Genomic DNA, 16,942 nt, shown 5'->3' on the forward strand with positions numbered 1-16,942 from the left:
ATACACATGGGTTGTAGATATGGACTTAGAAAAGTTCTTTGACAGAGTAACCACGACATAATAATGTCCAAACTAGAAAAGCGGATAGGGGACAAAAGAGTACTAAAGTTAATACGAAGATACCTAGAATCAGGAGTAATGATAAACGGAATCAAAATATCAACAGAAGAAGGGACACCCCAAGGAGGGCCATTAAGTCCCCTATTAGCAAACATAATGTTGGACGAACTAGACAAAGAACTTGAAAGGAGAGGGCACAAATTCTGCCGATATGCAGATGACTGCAACATATATGTAAAAAGCAGGTCTGCAGGAAACAGAGTAATGAAGAGCATAAAGAAATTCATAGAAAGCAAATTAAAACTAAAAGTCAACGAAGCAAAAAGTGCTGTAGATAGACCATGGAGAAGAAAATTTCTTGGATTTTCATTCTACACAAAAGAAAACGAAGTAAGAATAAGAATCCATGAAAAATCCATCAAAAGGTTTAAGGAAAAAGTAAGAGAAATAACCAATCGGAACAAGGGAATAAGCATGGAAAACAGAATAAAAAGACTAAATCAAATAACAACAGGATGGGTCAACTATTTTGGATTAGCAGACGCGAAAAGCATAATGAAAACCCTTGACGAATGGATAAGGCGAAGACTAAGGGCATGTATATGGAAACAATGGAAGAAGATAAAAACGAAGCATGATAACTTAGTAAAACTAGGAGTAGAAGAACAAAAAGCCTGGGAATACGCCAATACAAGGAAAGGCTACTGGAGAATATCCAATAGCCCAATCCTAAATAAGACTCTTACAAATAAATACTTTGAAAGCATAGGTTATAAGAGTTTATCCCAAAGATATCTAATTGTACACAATTCCTAATGAACCGCCGTATACCGAACGGTACGTACGGTGGTGTGAGAGGACGCTGAATAAAATAATTATTCAGCTCCTACTCGATTTTATTCGCAATAAAATGACAATTACAAGTAAATTTGATTGATTCAATAATTTTCACTGAATTCGTAAAATAATATTGTATATGTAAACATTAGATGATATAATTATGTAAAGCTGTTTTTTCTCGAGATTGCTGAAATATTGCTTATTTGCTGGATTTGTCCGTATTTTATTTTTACTAAACAAATTGATTAATTGTTGAAGGGGTTAAATTTTTTTGTTAATTAATGAATAGTCAAATAATATTTTATTCTTTTGGATTTGCAATTAGAATAATAAAAAATTCATAAAATTTTAGGAGGAATTTTGTAGATTTTATCTAATATATATAATTGTAGACAAGAAAAATAATTTTAATTTTACTGATAATTTTATAAGGGCTAAGGGGGGTGAGGCATGAAATTGTAATAGAAGGTAAGAGAGATGAAATTTTAAGAAATGTTAATAAGAGGGAGGCTTTTTTGATGAGAAAAAGAATTTTAGTATTAGCATTAGCTGTTTTATTTATTTTATCTTCGGTGCTTTTTGTAGGATGTTCAAAACAATCAACGTCTCCAACTGATAAATCTTCTGAATCTCAACCTGCAGATGAACAAGTATTGAATATTAACTTAGGGGAAGAACCACCAAACCTTGACCCACAACTGGCGACAGATACTGTGTCTTTTGATATTTTGAATGCTACATTAGAAGGTCTAGTTAGACTAAATAAAGATGGCAGAGTGGAAAAAGGTTCTGGACTTGCTTTGGATTGGGAGATTTCAGATGATGGATTGAGATATGTTTTCCATCTAAGAGATGCTAAATGGAGTGATGGCACTCCTATAACTGCTCATGACTTTGAATACGCGTGGAAGAGAGCCCTTGCTCCAGAAACAGCTTCACAGTACGCATATATGCTTTACTACATTAAAAATGCTGAGGCATATAATAGTGGCAAAGCAAAAGCTGAAGATGTGGGAGTAAAAGCCCTTGATGATAAAACATTGGAAGTCATCCTTGAAAAACCAGCTCCTCAATTTTTAGGGTTAACATCTTTTATCACATATTTGCCAGCGCAAAAAGCTGCTGTTGAAAAATATGGAGACAAATATGGTTCCTCACCAGATACAATGGTTTATTCCGGGCCATTCATAGTAAAAGAATGGAACCATGAACAAAACATTGTTCTTGAAAAAAATCCAAATTACTGGGATAAAGACAATGTAAAGCTGGAAAGAATAAATATGGATATGTTAAAAGATGAAAATGCCATTGTTCAAAAATACGAAGCAGGAGAATATGATAGTATAGGTGTACCAGGACAATATATTGACAAATACAAAGACGATCCAAATTTCCATCAAATGGCAACGGCTACAACGTGGTATTTACAATTCAATAATAAGAGCAAAATATTCTCAAATGTTAACATTAGAAAAGCTTTCACATATGCAGTAGATAGAAAAGCTTTTGTGGATAACATCCTCAAGAATGGTTCAATACCTGCTCTTTCATTTGTTCCACCAGGAATACCTGGTGAAAAAGAAGAGTTTAGAAAAGAAGGCGGAGATTTCTTTAAAGACAATGATGTAGCTAAGGCAAAAGAGCTTCTTGCAAAAGGAATGCAAGAATTGGGAATCGACAAGCTTCCAAAGATAAAATTTGTAGGTGGAGATAGTGACGCTGCTAAAAAGCATACACAGGCATTGCAGGAATTCTGGAACAAAAACTTGGGTGTAAGTGTTGATATTGTAAATGTCGCGTTTAAAGTGAGACTTGATATGATGGACAAAGGAGATTATGACATAGTATACGCTGGTTGGGCGGCTGACTACAATGATCCAATGACGTTTATGGACCTTTGGGTAACAGGTGGTGGAAACAACACAGCCTTCTACAGCAATCCGAAGTACGATGAACTCATAAAAAAGGCTAACTCTACAAATGACAATGCAGTTAGAATGCAAGCAATGCATGAAGCAGAAAAAATATTGATGGAAGACATGCCAATTGGTCCGCTTTACTTTGCAGGAAGAGCCTATCTGCAAAGACCATATGTAAAGGATTGGGTAAGATTCCCAGTTGGTGTTGACAACGAATGGAAATGGACATATATTGAGGGAAAGAATAAATAAAGGAAAATACAATTGACAAAAAAGGCATAAAGACCAGGTCTTGAAGGGCCTGGTCTTTACAATTTAACGGTAAATTTAAATATTAAGAATAAACATACTTATAATACAATTAAACAAAAAGTTTAAAATATACAAATAATTTGCTTGATTTAAAAAAGATTAAGGTGGATAATAATTAAGGCAGGAGGGGATGAATTTAATTATATAAAACTTTAATGTAATAAAATTGAATAAAAATCGTAATTTTGTTTACGCATTTAAATTTTGATATAATGTTTACAAAAAAATTTTAAACATTAAACAAAAATTGAAGGATTTTTTAAATTTTTGTCTAATTATATAATATATAAAGAAAAGCTTTTCTCAAGTGTTTAAATTTGTATATTGATTATCATCGCCAAATGATATAAAATGTATATATCATTTATAAGCAATATACAATTTTCAAATGCCCACTTCACTAAGGAGGTGAAGTAAAGAGAGATAAAAAGCGCTTTTTATATTTTGGGGGGGTCAAGTTGTTTTAAATTTTATTTTACAGAAAATAGGAGGAGATGTAAATGTTGAAACACAAAAGAGTTATAGTAACATTGCTTTCTCTAGTATTAGTCTTAAGCGCACTATTGGCAGGTTGCAGTGGGCAAAGCAAAACTGCTACAAGTACAACTTCTAAAAATACTCAGAGTGAACAAGTTTTGAATTTAAATTTAGGTGATGAACCACCAACACTGGACCCTCAAAAAACTACAGATGAAGTTTCTATTACAATTTTAAATGACGTGCTAGAAGGACTTGTAAGATACAACAAAGACGGAAAGATTGAGAAAGGTTCAGGCCTTGCAAAAGATTGGACAATATCAGAGGATGGGCTTACCTATACCTTCTATTTAAGAGATGCTAAATGGAGTGACGGCAATCCTATAACAGCTTATGACTTTGAATATGCGTGGAAAAGAGCTCTTGACCCTAATACAGGTTCTCAATATGCTTATCAGTTGTATTATATTAAGGGGGCAGAAGAATATAACTCTGGCAAAGGCAGTGCTGACCAAGTAGGGGTTAAGGCTTTAGATGATAAGACTTTGCAAGTTACTTTGAAAGCACCAGCACCTCAATTTTTAGGATTGACTTCTTTTGTAACTTATATGCCTCTTGAAAAAGCAATATATGAAAAATATGGAGATAAAGTTGGCTCTGATCCCAACACTATGGTATACAGTGGCCCATTTATAGTAAAAGAATGGAACCATGAACAAAACATTGTCCTTGAAAAAAACCCATATTATTGGGATAAAGATAATGTAAAACTTCAAACAATTAATTTCAGTATGATAAAGGACAATAACTCTCTGGTGCAAAACTATGATACGGGAGCTCTTGATTCTATCTTTATTCCTGGAGACTATATAGATAAATATAAAGATTCACCTGAATATCACAACTATGCACTTGCGACTGTTTGGTATTTGCAATTCAATAATAAAGATAAAATATTTAAAAATGCTAATATAAGAAAGGCATTTACTCTTTCAATAAATAGAGAGCTTTTTGTAAAAGAAGTTGCTAAAAATGGTTCTATACCAGCAGAAGCCATTGTTCCGCCTGGAATTCCTGGTTACAACGGAGATTTTAGGAGTGAAGCTGGACCAGGATATTTCAAAGACAATGATGTGGCACAAGCAAAAGAATACTTGCAAAAAGGCTTACAAGAGCTTGGCCTTAGCAAACTCCCTAACATTAAGTTCTTAACGGGTGATACAGATACTGCTAAAAAATACGCTGTAGCTTTACAACAAATGTGGAATCAAGCTCTTGGAGTGCAAGTTGAGATTCAAAGCGTAGCATTTAAAGTAAGACTTGACATGATGGACAAAGGAGATTATCAAATAGTTCTTGCTGGTTGGGGGGCTGACTACAACGATCCAATGACCTTCCTCGATATGTGGGAGACAAACAATGGTAATAACACAGCTTTCTATAGCAATCCAAATTACGATAAACTCATAGAAGAAGCAAAAGTAAATGGTGACTTAAAAGCAAGAAATGAAGAAATGATTCAAGCAGAAAAAATCTTAATGGAAGATATGCCAATTGGTCCATTGTGGTTCCAAGCAAGGGCATATGTGGTAAAACCGTATGTAAAGAATCTTTACTTCCCAACATTTGGCCCTGATTGGGAGATGAAATGGACTTACATTGAGGGAAAATAAATAAAAATTAAAGAAAGAATGATTTAGAATAAATGCGAATATATATGGCATAGGCCATATATATTCGCTGTATATTTACATCAAACGCCATTGGAGGTGTAAAAATTTGCTAAGATATACTTTAGAACGAACGATATATATGATTATAACTTTGTGGGTCATTGTCACTTTAACATTTTTCTTAATGCACATGATTCCTGGGGATCCTTTTACAAGCGAAAAAAGAGTCCCAGAGCAGATAAGGCAAAACATGCTGGCTAAGTATCACTTGGATAAACCTTTAATTGTCCAATATGGATATTACCTAAAAAATTTGTTACATGGCGATTTAGGCATTTCATTAAAATATTTGAACAGAACGGTAAATGAAATTATAGCAAACGGTTTTCCGGCCTCTTTTCAAATAGGAATGCAATCGATAATCCTAGGAGTATTTTTAGGATTGATTCTTGGAATTGTGGCGGCATTAAACAGAAATGGCTTTTGGGATTATGTTTCAATGATTTTGGCTATTATAGGAAGGTCTGTCCCTAATTTTATTATTGCTACATTGTTGCAGTATTGGATAGCTTCAAAATTAAGATGGCTTCCTGTGTCAGGATGGGGAACTTTTGCTCATACTATACTTCCTTCAATAGCGCTTTCTTTTGCTTCATTATCAATAATTTCTCGTTTAATGAGGGCAAGTATGCTTGATGTAATTGGACAGGACTATATAAAGACTGCTAAATCAAAAGGGCTTTCTTCTTTTGAGATTATTTGGAGGCATATGATAAGAAATGCCATTTTGCCAGTAATAACGGTATTAGGACCATTGATTGCAGGAATCGTTACAGGTACTTTTGTCGTTGAAAGAATATTTGGCATACCAGGTCTTGGTAAATATTTTGTGCAGAGTATATATAACAACGACTATACTATGATATTGGGAACGACTATTTTCTACAGTGCTATCCTTGTATTCCTAGTATTCCTTGTAGATATAACATACGGTTTAATTGATCCCAGAATAAGACTTGCTAAGGGAGGTAAATAACGGTGGTTGAAATTACAAGAGAGAAATTTGAAAGAGTAGGGCCTAATATTGAAGAAAGCCAAGCGATTGTACGTCCCAGTATGACTTATTGGCAAGATGCATGGAGAAGGCTTAAAATGAATAAAGTTGCAATGGCATCTTTGGTGTTTCTTATCTTATTGGGCATAATGGCGATTATAGGTCCTTATATGCTACCTTACAAATATTCTGACCAAAACCTTATGATGACAAACAAACCACCATCTGCTGAGCATTGGTTTGGTACGGATTATCTTGGCAGGGACTTATTTGTGAGGACGTGGATGGGAGCGAGAATATCCCTTACTATAGGTATTGCAGCGGCTTTACTGGATGGCATCATTGGTGTAATTTACGGGGGAATTTCAGGATACTTTGGAGGACAAGTTGACAATGTTATGATGCGTATTGTGGATATTTTGTATGGAATACCCTATCTCATATTAGTTATCTTGCTTATGCTTGTTATGGGACCTGGCATTGTTACTATAATTACTGCAATGGTTATAACAGGTTGAGTTGGAATGGCAAGGCTTGTAAGAGGACAGGTTTTGCAATTAAAAGAGCAGGAATTTGTGTTAGCAGCAAAGACTTTAGGTGCTTCTCCTGCAAGAATAATTTTAAAACACTTAATCCCAAACACTTTAGGTCCAATAATAGTTTCTATAACTTTTGACGTTCCTGCGGCAATTTTTACAGAAGCATTCTTAAGTTATATAGGCCTTGGCGTGCAGCCTCCTTTAGCAAGTTGGGGAACTTTAGCTAATGATGCTACCAATGTTCTTTTGATGTACCCATATCAGTTGTTCTTCCCGGCATTTTTCATAAGTATGACAATGCTCTCTTTCAACTTATTAGGTGATGGTTTAAGAGATGCTTTGGACCCAAGGTTGCGCAAATAAGGAGGAATTGACATGGAAAAAAAGGAAGTATTGTTAGAAGTAAAAGATCTGGAATACTCTTTTGACACATATGCCGGGGAGGTTAAAGCAGTAAGAGGCGTAAGCTTTGAAGTGTATAAAGGAGAAGCGTTAGCGATTGTTGGAGAATCTGGCTGTGGTAAGTCTGTTACAATGCATGCTGTAATGAAACTAAACCCTGAACCTCCAGGAAGATTAAAAGGTGGAAAAATTATATTTGACGGAAAAGATATAACTAACTATACGGATAAAGAGATGCAATCAATAAGAGGTTCAAAAATTGGTATGATATTCCAAGATCCTATGACTTCTTTAAACCCTACAATGACAATAGGGAATCAAATTGCTGAAGTAATTTTAAAACATGAAGATGTGACTAGATCAGAGGCTATGAAAAGGGCTAAAGAAATGTTAGATATTGTCGGCATCCCTAATGCTGAAAAGAGAATTCATCAATATCCTCATGAATTTTCGGGCGGCATGAGACAGAGGGCGATGATTGCTATTGCCCTTGCTTGTAGACCTAAATTATTAATTGCAGACGAACCTACTACAGCCTTAGACGTTACAATACAAGCCCAGATTTTAGATCTGATGAAGGATTTGCAAAAACAGTTTAATACTTCAATAATTATCATTACTCATGACCTTGGAGTTGTTGCTGATATAGCTGATAGAGTTGTGGTAATGTATGCAGGAAAAATTGTAGAAAGAGGAACTTTAGATGAGATATTCTATCATCCCCAGCATCCTTATACGTGGGGATTGTTGAGGTCTGTTCCACGATTAGATGCCAAAAACAAGGAAAGACTTGTACCTATAATTGGTACGCCACCTGATTTATTTGCACCACCTGTTGGTTGCCCTTTTGCAGCAAGATGTGACTACGCTATGAAAATATGCTATGAAGCTCCGCCAGAGGTGAATAGAGAATCAGAGACTCATCAAGTTGCTTGTTGGCTTAAGCACCCCTATGCTCCCAAAGTTACCAATCCGTTCGAAATGGGGGTAGCAGCAGATGAGTGATAACAAGGTTTTATTAGAAGTTAAAAATTTAAAAAAATATTTTCAAGTTAGTGGCGGTATTTTAAAAGCTGTAGATGATGTAAGCTTTACCATTAAAAAAGGAGAAACGTTAGGTTTGGTGGGAGAGTCGGGGTGTGGTAAATCTACTACAGGTCGTACGATAATAGGATTATATGAGCCAACGGCAGGAGAAATAATATTCGATGGAGAAAAAGTTAACCATCTAACTTACGAAGGAAGAAAGAAATTTGCCCGAAGAGCGCAAATGATTTTCCAAGACCCCTATGCCTCTTTAAATCCCCGTATGACGGTTGGGGATATCATTGGTGAAGGAATTGACATTCATGGGTTATATACTGGAAAAGAAAGAATGGAAAGAATATATCAACTTTTAGAGATGGTAGGGCTAAATAGAGAACACGCTAATAGATTTCCTCACGAATTTTCAGGTGGTCAGAGACAAAGAATTGGTATAGCGAGGGCAATGGCTATAGAGCCAGAATTTATTATAGCTGACGAGCCTATATCTGCTTTAGACGTTTCTATACAAGCTCAGATTGTAAATCTTTTGATGAATTTGCAACAAGAAAAAGGCCTTACCTACTTATTTATTGCTCATGACTTGAGTATGGTAAGGCATATAAGTGATAAGGTTGCTGTAATGTATTTAGGAATGATTGTGGAAATGACTAGTAGCGCCGAGCTTTACTCTAATCCCCTCCATCCTTATACTCAGGCACTTTTGTCAGCTGTACCTATACCTGACCCTAAAGTAGAGAGAAAAAGAGAAAGGATAATACTTGAAGGTGATGTGCCAAGCCCAATAAATCCACCATCTGGTTGTAGATTTAGAACGAGATGCAAATATGCGATGGATATTTGTAAAGAACAAACTCCACCCCTTAAAGAAGTAGGTAGCAGCCATTTTGTTGCTTGCCATCTTTTCAATAAATAAAAAGGCACTCGCAGTGGGTGCCTTTTTTACATAAATTTTAAAAAAGAAGGGGTAAAATGAGTAAAAGGTTTTTAGCAGCTTTATTAATTATAATAGTTTCAATTGCTATAATTTTTTATCATTTTTATAAATATCTAAAGATTTTTGCAAGCAATCCTTCTGATATGTGGAGTAGAGATTTAGCTATTGGTGAAAAAACTTAAATATGCCTTCTCATCTTTTTGGGATGGCAATATTAAATACTTGGAAAAACCACCCGTTTCTATCCAGGATAAAAACAATCCCTTGGGAGTATTTAATATATATGGCTCAGAAGCCCATTTACCTTCTTTAGGTAAGCGGTGTACGTAGCTTAGATTTACAAAATGCCTTAAGTTTTTCAGTTTTTTCTCTTTCTGCTGCTTTGCTTTTGGGATTTATTATGATATTTTCAGTTTCATTACCAGCTTATGAGTGGTTTTTATTTGTCATGTTTTTTGAACCCAAGAAATTCAAAAATGAGTCGATTAATTCCTTTTACATAGGAATGTCTTTATATGGTGTTGGGAAATATTTATTATATCCACCTCAGCCTATAAAAATGAGTATGATTGAAGCTTCTTTCCCGTATAACTTAAAACTCATACCTATATTGACAGTGCTTTTGTCATTTGTTTTTGTCAAAATGTATTTTGGAGAGAAGAAATTTAATTCTAATTTTGCAGCTTTTACTTTCCTTGTAATTGTTGATGCTTTATTTACAATTTATTCTATGCGCCTTTTTTAATAAAATAGGAATTTTTTAGCAGCTATGTTGCTGCTATTTTTTTTACTGGAACATAATAAGCACAATTTATTTTCATGTTTTCACTATTTAAATTGTCTTTATTGTAATTATCATCAACAAAACTATTGTTCTTTATCATTTGTGAGAGGTCAGATAAAGTGCATTTTCCTTCTTTTTGATAAATACAATCGGCTGTGCAATTTATATTAGTCACAGGTACCACCTCCCTTTTTTATTTTTCCTAAAACTCAAAAAACTAATCCATTTAACCGATACAATATATGTAATTACTAATAAAGTTAAGAAATTGTAATGAGTTTGTAATCATTTTGTAATATTAATGTATTATGATATATTTAAAGTCGAATTTTTTCACAAAAAGGGGGGCTTTTAGTGAAAAAAATAGCATTATTTGTTGCAATGGTTGTAGCAATTTTAGCCTCATATAGTATAGCTTTTGCATATAAGAACACTATTTTAGTAGATGGAAAGCCTTTTTATTACAATGTTCCAGATATCACAATTAAAGTAGCTGGCCAAAATTTCGACACTGGAAAGACCCCGCCTTTGATTTTAAAAGACAGTACATTAATTCCTGTGAGAGTAATCTCGGAAAAAGGATTCGGAGCTAAAGTAGAGTGGGATGACAAAACTAAATCTGTTACTATAACAAAAGATAAAACTGTTAGACTGACTATTGGAAGTGACGTTGCCTTAGTTGATGGTAAAGAAGTTAAGTTAGTAGCTCCTGCGCGAATAATAGGAATTGGCAACGAAGGATATACATATATTCCTTTTAGGTTTTTGCTTGAAACTTTTGGCTACAAAGTAGAATGGGACCAAAAAAGTTACCAAATAAATGCCGCCTCTCCACCTAAAATTGCAAATATAACTAGCTTTACTACAAGTTATAATAACGGCGTATTTTCCGTAAATATCACAGCGGATAGTCCCATAAAGTATAGTCAAGGAGTTATAGAAGATCCAGGGAATATTAGAATTTATGTGGACATAGAAAATGCCATATGGGACAAAGGAAGAATAGATATACCAATTAATAAGAAAAGTCTTGTAAATGCAGTAATTGCACAGAACCAAACACAACCTGTCCCTAAAGTACGGGCAGTGATATATTTAACAGATGTAGTTCCTTACAATATTACCAAATCGCAGGATAGTACCAATTTAACTATTTCATTTGATATTGGTACAAGCTATGTAACAGGAATAAGTTTTGCAAAAGAAGGTGATTATGATAAAGTTATAATCAATTGCGATGCGGAGCAGTTTAATACTCAAAAAGTTGGAGATAATAAGATAGTTGTTGACATATCAGATGCTATTCTTAAAATGCCAGATGGAAGTAAAGCTGGTCAGATACCAGTGCAAGGAAATGTTATAACGGCTATAAGGTATTCACAGTATAACAACGATACAGTGAGAGTGGTGGCAGATACTACTGGGAAAGCGGATTATTCTGTAAAAATACTCGATAAAAACATTATAATGTTGGTCTTGAAGTCTCAGCCGAATGAAATGCCTCTTATTTACATAGATCCTGGCCATGGTGGAAGTGATCCTGGTGCGATAGGAGTAGGTGGTTTAAGAGAATCTGATGTAGTTTTAGGGATTGCTCTTAAGCTAAATAGCCTTCTCACAAAAGGTGGATTTAGAACTACGATGTCTAGAGATTCTGATGTATTTATAGACCTTGTTACTAGGTCACAAGAAGCGAACAATGCGGGAGCTGACGTATTTATAAGTATACACACCAATGCTTTTGGGACTCCAACTCCTAAAGGCACAGAAATATGGTATTATCCAAATGGATACAAGGGAGACACAAGAGACAACAAGACTTTTGCTCAAATCATCCATGACAACTTAATGAAAGAGATAAACACTGTAGACAGAGGGCTTAAAGAAGGGCCTAATTTGTCAGTGTTAAACAAAACAAAAATGCCGGCAATACTTATCGAAACAGCTTTTATAACCAATCCTGATGATGCAGCTTTGCTTCAGGACGATGCCTTCCAATGGAAAGTAGCTCAAGGAATATATAATGGCATTGTAGAATATTTTAAAAAATTAAAAGAGGGATCTATCTCTGCAACTGTTTCTAATTCTGTATATGATACAAATAATACAAATAGCAATCCATAATTTATCTGTTTTTTTAAACCAGGTCAGACTGTAGACAAATTTTCGTAAAGGAGATATTTTGCATAAGGAGCGACTTGTTACAAAGCGGTAACAAAACTTAGCAAGACCGAGGGTGGAGGCAGGGCCGAAGCCATGGATGGCGGAGGCGGGCACCTTAAGGCATGGATGCCGATTGTGCCCGGTACCCTGCCGGAGCCTGAAGGTCGAGCTTTTAGTTTTGTCGCTTTGGAACATCGGAGCGACGATGCAAAATATCTCCTTTGAATATTTTTTAACTTTGTCAACAAAAAAATCTGGATTTTTAAACCAGATTTTTTTGTCTTTATGTTCTTGTAAAATATTAATAAAGGTTTTAAAATAATATTGAGCGATAAAAACAATAAAGCAGAATAAATTAACTTTAAACTATTTTTATTAAATGAAAGGGTTGAAGAAATGAACAGGATTGATGGAAGAGAATTTAATGAACTGAGACCTATAAAAATTACGAGAAATTTTAATAAGTTTGCTGAAGGTTCAGTGCTAATTGAGATGGGAAACACAAAAGTCATTTGCACTGCCTCCATTGAGGATAAGGTACCTCCCTTTCAAAAAGGTACAGGTAAGGGTTGGATAACCAGTGAGTATGGTATGTTGCCAAGAGCAACTGAAACAAGGAATCCAAGAGAAGTAACTAAAGGAAGACCTAGTGGAAGGACTATGGAAATACAGCGGCTTATAGGCCGTTCTTTAAGGTCTGTAGTGGATTTGGATGTGTTAGGAGAAAAGACTATATGGATAGATTGCGATGTTATACAAGCAGATGGGGGTACAAGAACAGCTTCTATTACAGGCTCATTTATAGCATTGGCAGATGCACTTAACAAATTGGTAGAAAAAGGTGACATCCCTAAGATTCCTTTGAAAGGTTTTGTTGCGGCTGTAAGTGTAGGAATTGTGGAGGGAAATGAGCTTTTAGATTTATCCTTTCAAGAAGATTCGAATGCATTAGTAGATATGAATGTAGTTATGACAGACAAAGGAGAAATTGTAGAAATACAGGGAACAGGTGAAGGTGGACCATTTACAAAGCAGAATTTGACAGACCTTTTAAGCCTTGCAGAATATGGGATTGAACAGATTATCAAAATTCAAAAAGAAGTTCTTTCAGATATTGTAGATAAAATAGGAGTTGATTCAGTTGAAAATAATAATAGCAACCCACAATCCTCACAAAACTGAAGAAATAAAAATTTTTTTAAAGGCTATCCTGTTGAAATTTATTCTATGGCAGACTTGGGTATAAAAGAAGACATAGAAGAGACAGGAAATACGATTGAAGAAAATGCTCTTATCAAGGCTCGCTTTTTAAAAGAAAAGGTTGAGGGAATTGTTATAGCTGACGATACAGGATTGTTTGTGGAGCATTTAAATGGACAACCTGGAGTATATTCAGCAAGATTTGCTGGTGAAAATGCTACCTATGAAGATAACAACAAAAAATTATTAAAACTATTAGAGGGCGTTCCTTACGAAAAAAGAAAAGCTTATTTTAAGACAGTAATAGCAGTGGTAGAAAGGGAAAAAGAAACTTTATTAGAAGGTAAATTAGAAGGGCACATTTTAGATCATCCTCGAGGGAAAAATGGTTTTGGATATGACCCAGTTTTTTATGTCGATAATTTAGGAAAGAGTTTGGCAGAACTTACTATGGAAGAAAAAAATAAGATAAGTCATAGAGCTGATGCTCTTATGAAGTTAAAAAATTATATTTTAAAACGTCTGGAGGAAAAATAAATGGTTTTAGCAGTTATTAGCGACACACATGGTATATTTGCGCTGGTTAGGAAAAAATTGCGGGAGCTTAAAGGAATAGATTATCTTATTCATTTAGGAGATAATGCTTCAGATGCTATTCAATTATCTCAAGAGTTTGGGATTCCATTAGAGTATGTTAAAGGGAATTGTGATTTCCCTACAAAAGATGAATTGGAGAAAGTAATTGAAACAGAAGGCCAAAAAATCTTGTTAACTCATGGACACAGATATTATGTTAAATACGAGTATCAAACGATTTTAGATAGAGGAAGAGAATTGGGAGTAAATGCTGTATTTTTTGGCCATACTCATATTCCTATGATTTCAAAACATGAAGATATTTTACTTTTAAATCCAGGCAGTCCTTCTTTGCCAAGAGAAGGTGCAAAAAAAACTATAGCATTAGTGACAATTGATAAGACTGGTATATTCCCAAGATTAGTGAATTTAGAAGAAGTCTCAGTGCTAAAAGAAGCATAGAAAACGTAAGAGTGGGGAATTACCCCTCTTATGTTTTCTATACAATTTAATCCAGAAAAAATTTTTAAAACGAGGTGTTGACAAAGATAAAGGCATCTGATATAATCTAAAAATGTCAGACGGATTAAGAAACAAGCGAGGAAAATTCTCTGAAATCTCAAGTAAGTTAACACATGCGGGTGTAGCTCAATGGTAGAGCCCCAGCCTTCCAAGCTGGTTACGTGGGTTCGATTCCCATCACCCGCTCCAATATGCGCCTGTAGCTCAGTTGGATAGAGCAACGGCCTTCTAAGCCGTGTGTCGGGAGTTCGAATCTCTCCAGGCGCACCATTTATTGTGTGGTGGATATAGTTCAGTTGGTTAGAGCGCCAGATTGTGGCTCTGGAGGTCGTGGGTTCAAGTCCCACTATCCACCCCATGCTGGGATGTAGCCAAGTGGTAAGGCACCAGACTTTGACTCTGGCATTCGTAGGTTCGAATCCTGCCATCCCAGCCAATTATGTGACCCATTAGCTCAGGAGGTAGAGCACCTGCCTTTTAAGCAGGGTGTCCCGCGTTCGAGTCGCGGATGGGTCACCAGTTTTAAAGAGAAAAGTGAGGGCCTGAATTTGTGCGGGAGTGGCGGAATTGGCAGACGCGCTAGATTCAGGTTCTAGTGCCTAAAGTGGCATATGGGTTCAAGTCCCTTCTCCCGCACCATATAGATGCGGACATAGCTCAGTTGGTAGAGCATCACCTTGCCAAGGTGAGGGTCGCGAGTTCGAGTCTCGTTGTCCGCTCCATTTTAATTATGTATGCGCCCTTAGCTCAGTTGGATAGAGTGACAGGCTTCGAACCTGGAGGTCGTGGGTTCAAATCCTACAGGGCGCACCAGAGAAGAAAAAGCCAAATATATAACAACGGTTCTACGTGCGCCATTAGCTCAGTTGGTAGAGCAGCTGACTCTTAATCAGCGGGTCCGGGGTTCGAGTCCCTGATGGCGCACCAGTATTTATGCGAAGTTTAATGGTATCGATAAAATGTCGATACCTTTTTTGTATGCGAAATTAAGGATTTTCTCCTTATGTTGGGGTCCACTAATTTTTTCTGCTATTCTTTCGGCTTAGAACTTTTCCTTGTCTAAAACTGTGGATACAGAGCTTACTATAATGCTTATGATGCTCAGAAACCTCAAAAAGAGCTTATACTTCATAGCGATTTGAGGTCACAATATACAAGTACTAAATTTGAAGAACTTATCTAAAGGTAACATAAAGGGGGCATTTAGAAAATACCTACCCCAGCTCTTGACAAAGAACCCAATGAGGTGGAATTGGTTAAACAATTTTCTGATTTTTTTTTTTTTTTTTTTTTTTTTTTTTTTTTTTTTTTTTTTTTTTTTTTTTTTTTTTTAAAAAAAAAAAAAAAATTTTTTTTTTTTTTTTAAAATTTTTTTAAAAAAAAAAAAAAAAAAAAAAAAAAAAAAAAATTTTTTTTTTTTTTTTTTTTTTTTTTTTTTTAAAAAAAAAAAAAAAAAAAAAAAAAAAAAAAATTTTTTTTTTTTTTTTTTTAAAAAAAAAAAAAAAAAAAATCCCCCTTTTTTTTTTTTAAAAAACCCCCCCCCCCCCCCCCCAAAAAACTTTTTTTTGGGGTTTTAAAAAAAAAATTTTTTTTAAAAAAAAAAAAACCCCCTTTTTTTTCCCCCCCCCCCTTTTTTTTTTTTTTTTTTTAAAAAAAAAAAGGGGGGGGGGGAGGGGGGGGGGGGGGGCCCCCCCCCCCCTGCAGTGATGTTAGATGACAGGTTATTGCCCCGTCACGGATACTATAATGCACCACGGACAGAATCAATAAAGATCATCAGGTACCGGATAATCTTACAAAGGTACAGCGGGTTGGTGAACTAACCCCTTTGTGGATCCATTATCGGACTCACTAAGCTATGGGGGGATTAATCGTAGCCGGGGAAACACCTAAACGAACACCGCAAAGTGGCCCGACCGCCCAAGTGCTCATCTGCTATTGAAAAAAGACAAACAACATGCGCAGGAAGCCCTTGAACCGGAAGAAATGTAAAACCTTGTTAAGATAATGAATTATTTACTTACGCCATCTTCACGCAAACTGGTTTTTTAAACACTTTTGTACAATGGTACGGGAACAGGATTGAAAAACGGGAATATTTCCACCCAGTCCAGGAAAAATATCTTCCCACGGGAATACCCGAACGGGGAACTTGGGGGAAATATAGGACCTCGCCAGATTCCACTCGGTAATAAAGACGAATATGGCCCCAGAAAAAAATGACAATATAACACCTATGGTGCGCGGAAAAACGGGGGAAAAATTTCTTTACCCCATTTTTCACCAAAAAACCCCCAAACACAATCCCCCCCGGGGCCCTTTTTTTTGGGGATAGTCTGTGGGGCGCCCCCGGGGTGGAATATAAATTTTTTCCTCTTAATGGAGTGAAAAAAAAAAGAGTGATTTATTTTTCTCTGTTCCTCCGCCGCAAAAAAAAGAA

General features: G+C 35.6%; 14 protein-coding genes, 9 tRNA genes and 2 pseudogenes. 23 read left to right on the plus strand and 2 right to left on the minus strand.

The features are described 5' to 3' along the window. From THESIDRAFT1_RS08035 to THESIDRAFT1_RS08070, 10 genes and pseudogenes are all read left to right on the plus strand, one after another. Positions 1-876: pseudogene (locus THESIDRAFT1_RS08035) on the plus strand (reverse transcriptase domain-containing protein); the annotation flags it as partial. A 542-nt stretch (positions 877-1,418) separates the two neighbouring features. Continuing rightward, positions 1,419-3,071, plus strand: coding sequence for a peptide ABC transporter substrate-binding protein (locus THESIDRAFT1_RS08040; protein WP_039929528.1), 1,653 nt, complete (start codon positions 1,419-1,421; stop codon positions 3,069-3,071). Between the two features lie 560 nt (positions 3,072-3,631). Continuing rightward, positions 3,632-5,281: a peptide ABC transporter substrate-binding protein gene (locus THESIDRAFT1_RS08045; RefSeq protein ID WP_006570059.1), complete on the plus strand. Its 1,650-nt coding sequence runs from the start codon at positions 3,632-3,634 to the stop codon at positions 5,279-5,281. A gap of 106 nt (positions 5,282-5,387) precedes the next feature. Then, entirely contained in the window at positions 5,388-6,317 is a 930-nt protein-coding gene (locus THESIDRAFT1_RS08050; protein WP_004405400.1) for an ABC transporter permease, read from the plus strand. Between the two features lie 2 nt (positions 6,318-6,319). Next, complete coding sequence (locus tag THESIDRAFT1_RS15185; protein WP_483027932.1) at positions 6,320-6,853, plus strand: ABC transporter permease; 534 nt, start codon at positions 6,320-6,322, stop codon at positions 6,851-6,853. A gap of 6 nt (positions 6,854-6,859) precedes the next feature. Beyond that, positions 6,860-7,237 carry an ABC transporter permease gene (locus THESIDRAFT1_RS15190; protein WP_483027933.1) on the plus strand — a complete coding sequence of 126 codons (378 nt, stop codon included), beginning with the start codon at positions 6,860-6,862 and terminating at the stop codon, positions 7,235-7,237. 12 nt (positions 7,238-7,249) lie between these two features. Beyond that, positions 7,250-8,281: an ABC transporter ATP-binding protein gene (locus THESIDRAFT1_RS08060; RefSeq protein ID WP_006570060.1), complete on the plus strand. Its 1,032-nt coding sequence runs from the start codon at positions 7,250-7,252 to the stop codon at positions 8,279-8,281. After that, on the plus strand, positions 8,274-9,236 hold the full coding sequence (locus THESIDRAFT1_RS08065) for an ABC transporter ATP-binding protein (protein WP_004405394.1): 963 nt from the start codon (positions 8,274-8,276) through the stop codon (positions 9,234-9,236). Before THESIDRAFT1_RS08060 ends, THESIDRAFT1_RS08065 begins: the two co-directional genes overlap by 8 nt. Positions 9,237-9,292: 56 nt before the next feature. Then, positions 9,293-9,439, plus strand: coding sequence for a hypothetical protein (locus THESIDRAFT1_RS13255; protein WP_157632016.1), 147 nt, complete (start codon positions 9,293-9,295; stop codon positions 9,437-9,439). A 218-nt stretch (positions 9,440-9,657) separates the two neighbouring features. After that, positions 9,658-10,002, plus strand: a complete 345-nt coding sequence (locus THESIDRAFT1_RS08070; protein ID WP_039929268.1) for a hypothetical protein — start codon at positions 9,658-9,660, stop codon at positions 10,000-10,002. Positions 10,003-10,024: 22 nt separating this feature from the next. Here THESIDRAFT1_RS08070 and THESIDRAFT1_RS08075 read toward each other — a convergent pair whose 3' ends face one another. Beyond that, positions 10,025-10,216 (minus strand): hypothetical protein, encoded by a 192-nt coding sequence (locus tag THESIDRAFT1_RS08075; RefSeq protein WP_006570061.1) that lies wholly within the window; start codon positions 10,214-10,216, stop codon positions 10,025-10,027. 179 nt (positions 10,217-10,395) lie between these two features. Here THESIDRAFT1_RS08075 and THESIDRAFT1_RS08080 point away from each other — a divergent pair, with 179 nt between their 5' ends. From THESIDRAFT1_RS08080 to THESIDRAFT1_RS08145, 13 genes and pseudogenes are all read left to right on the plus strand, one after another. Continuing rightward, on the plus strand, positions 10,396-12,165 hold the full coding sequence (locus THESIDRAFT1_RS08080) for an N-acetylmuramoyl-L-alanine amidase (RefSeq protein WP_006570062.1): 1,770 nt from the start codon (positions 10,396-10,398) through the stop codon (positions 12,163-12,165). Between the two features lie 435 nt (positions 12,166-12,600). Beyond that, complete coding sequence (gene rph, locus THESIDRAFT1_RS08090) at positions 12,601-13,386, plus strand: ribonuclease PH (protein ID WP_003870475.1); 786 nt, start codon at positions 12,601-12,603, stop codon at positions 13,384-13,386. Then, positions 13,346-13,941, plus strand: a pseudogene (locus tag THESIDRAFT1_RS08095) (XTP/dITP diphosphatase). Before rph ends, THESIDRAFT1_RS08095 begins: the two are co-directional and overlap by 41 nt. Beyond that, entirely contained in the window at positions 13,942-14,442 is a 501-nt protein-coding gene (locus THESIDRAFT1_RS08100; protein WP_003870473.1) for a metallophosphoesterase, read from the plus strand. 175 nt (positions 14,443-14,617) lie between these two features. After that, positions 14,618-14,691, plus strand: a tRNA-Gly gene (locus tag THESIDRAFT1_RS08105). Positions 14,692-14,695: 4 nt separating this feature from the next. Beyond that, a tRNA-Arg gene (locus THESIDRAFT1_RS08110) sits at positions 14,696-14,772 on the plus strand. A gap of 11 nt (positions 14,773-14,783) precedes the next feature. Then, positions 14,784-14,860: transfer RNA gene (locus THESIDRAFT1_RS08115), tRNA-His, on the plus strand. Positions 14,861-14,863: 3 nt separating this feature from the next. Next, a tRNA-Gln gene (locus tag THESIDRAFT1_RS08120) sits at positions 14,864-14,938 on the plus strand. 7 nt (positions 14,939-14,945) lie between these two features. Further along, a tRNA-Lys gene (locus tag THESIDRAFT1_RS08125) sits at positions 14,946-15,021 on the plus strand. 33 nt (positions 15,022-15,054) lie between these two features. Further along, positions 15,055-15,141, plus strand: a tRNA-Leu gene (locus tag THESIDRAFT1_RS08130). Positions 15,142-15,148: 7 nt separating this feature from the next. Next, positions 15,149-15,224 (plus strand) — tRNA-Gly (locus THESIDRAFT1_RS08135). Positions 15,225-15,238: 14 nt separating this feature from the next. Further along, positions 15,239-15,315 (plus strand) — tRNA-Arg (locus THESIDRAFT1_RS08140). 38 nt (positions 15,316-15,353) lie between these two features. Further along, a tRNA-Lys gene (locus tag THESIDRAFT1_RS08145) sits at positions 15,354-15,429 on the plus strand. A 1,307-nt stretch (positions 15,430-16,736) separates the two neighbouring features. Here the strand turns inward: THESIDRAFT1_RS08145 and THESIDRAFT1_RS13510 are convergent. Next, on the minus strand, positions 16,737-16,942 hold a 206-nt coding region (locus tag THESIDRAFT1_RS13510), incomplete at its 5' end, for a hypothetical protein (RefSeq protein WP_039929270.1).

Origin of the sequence: Thermoanaerobacter siderophilus SR4 (genome assembly GCF_000262445.1) — a bacterium.
Classification (GTDB): domain Bacteria; phylum Bacillota; class Thermoanaerobacteria; order Thermoanaerobacterales; family Thermoanaerobacteraceae; genus Thermoanaerobacter; species Thermoanaerobacter ethanolicus.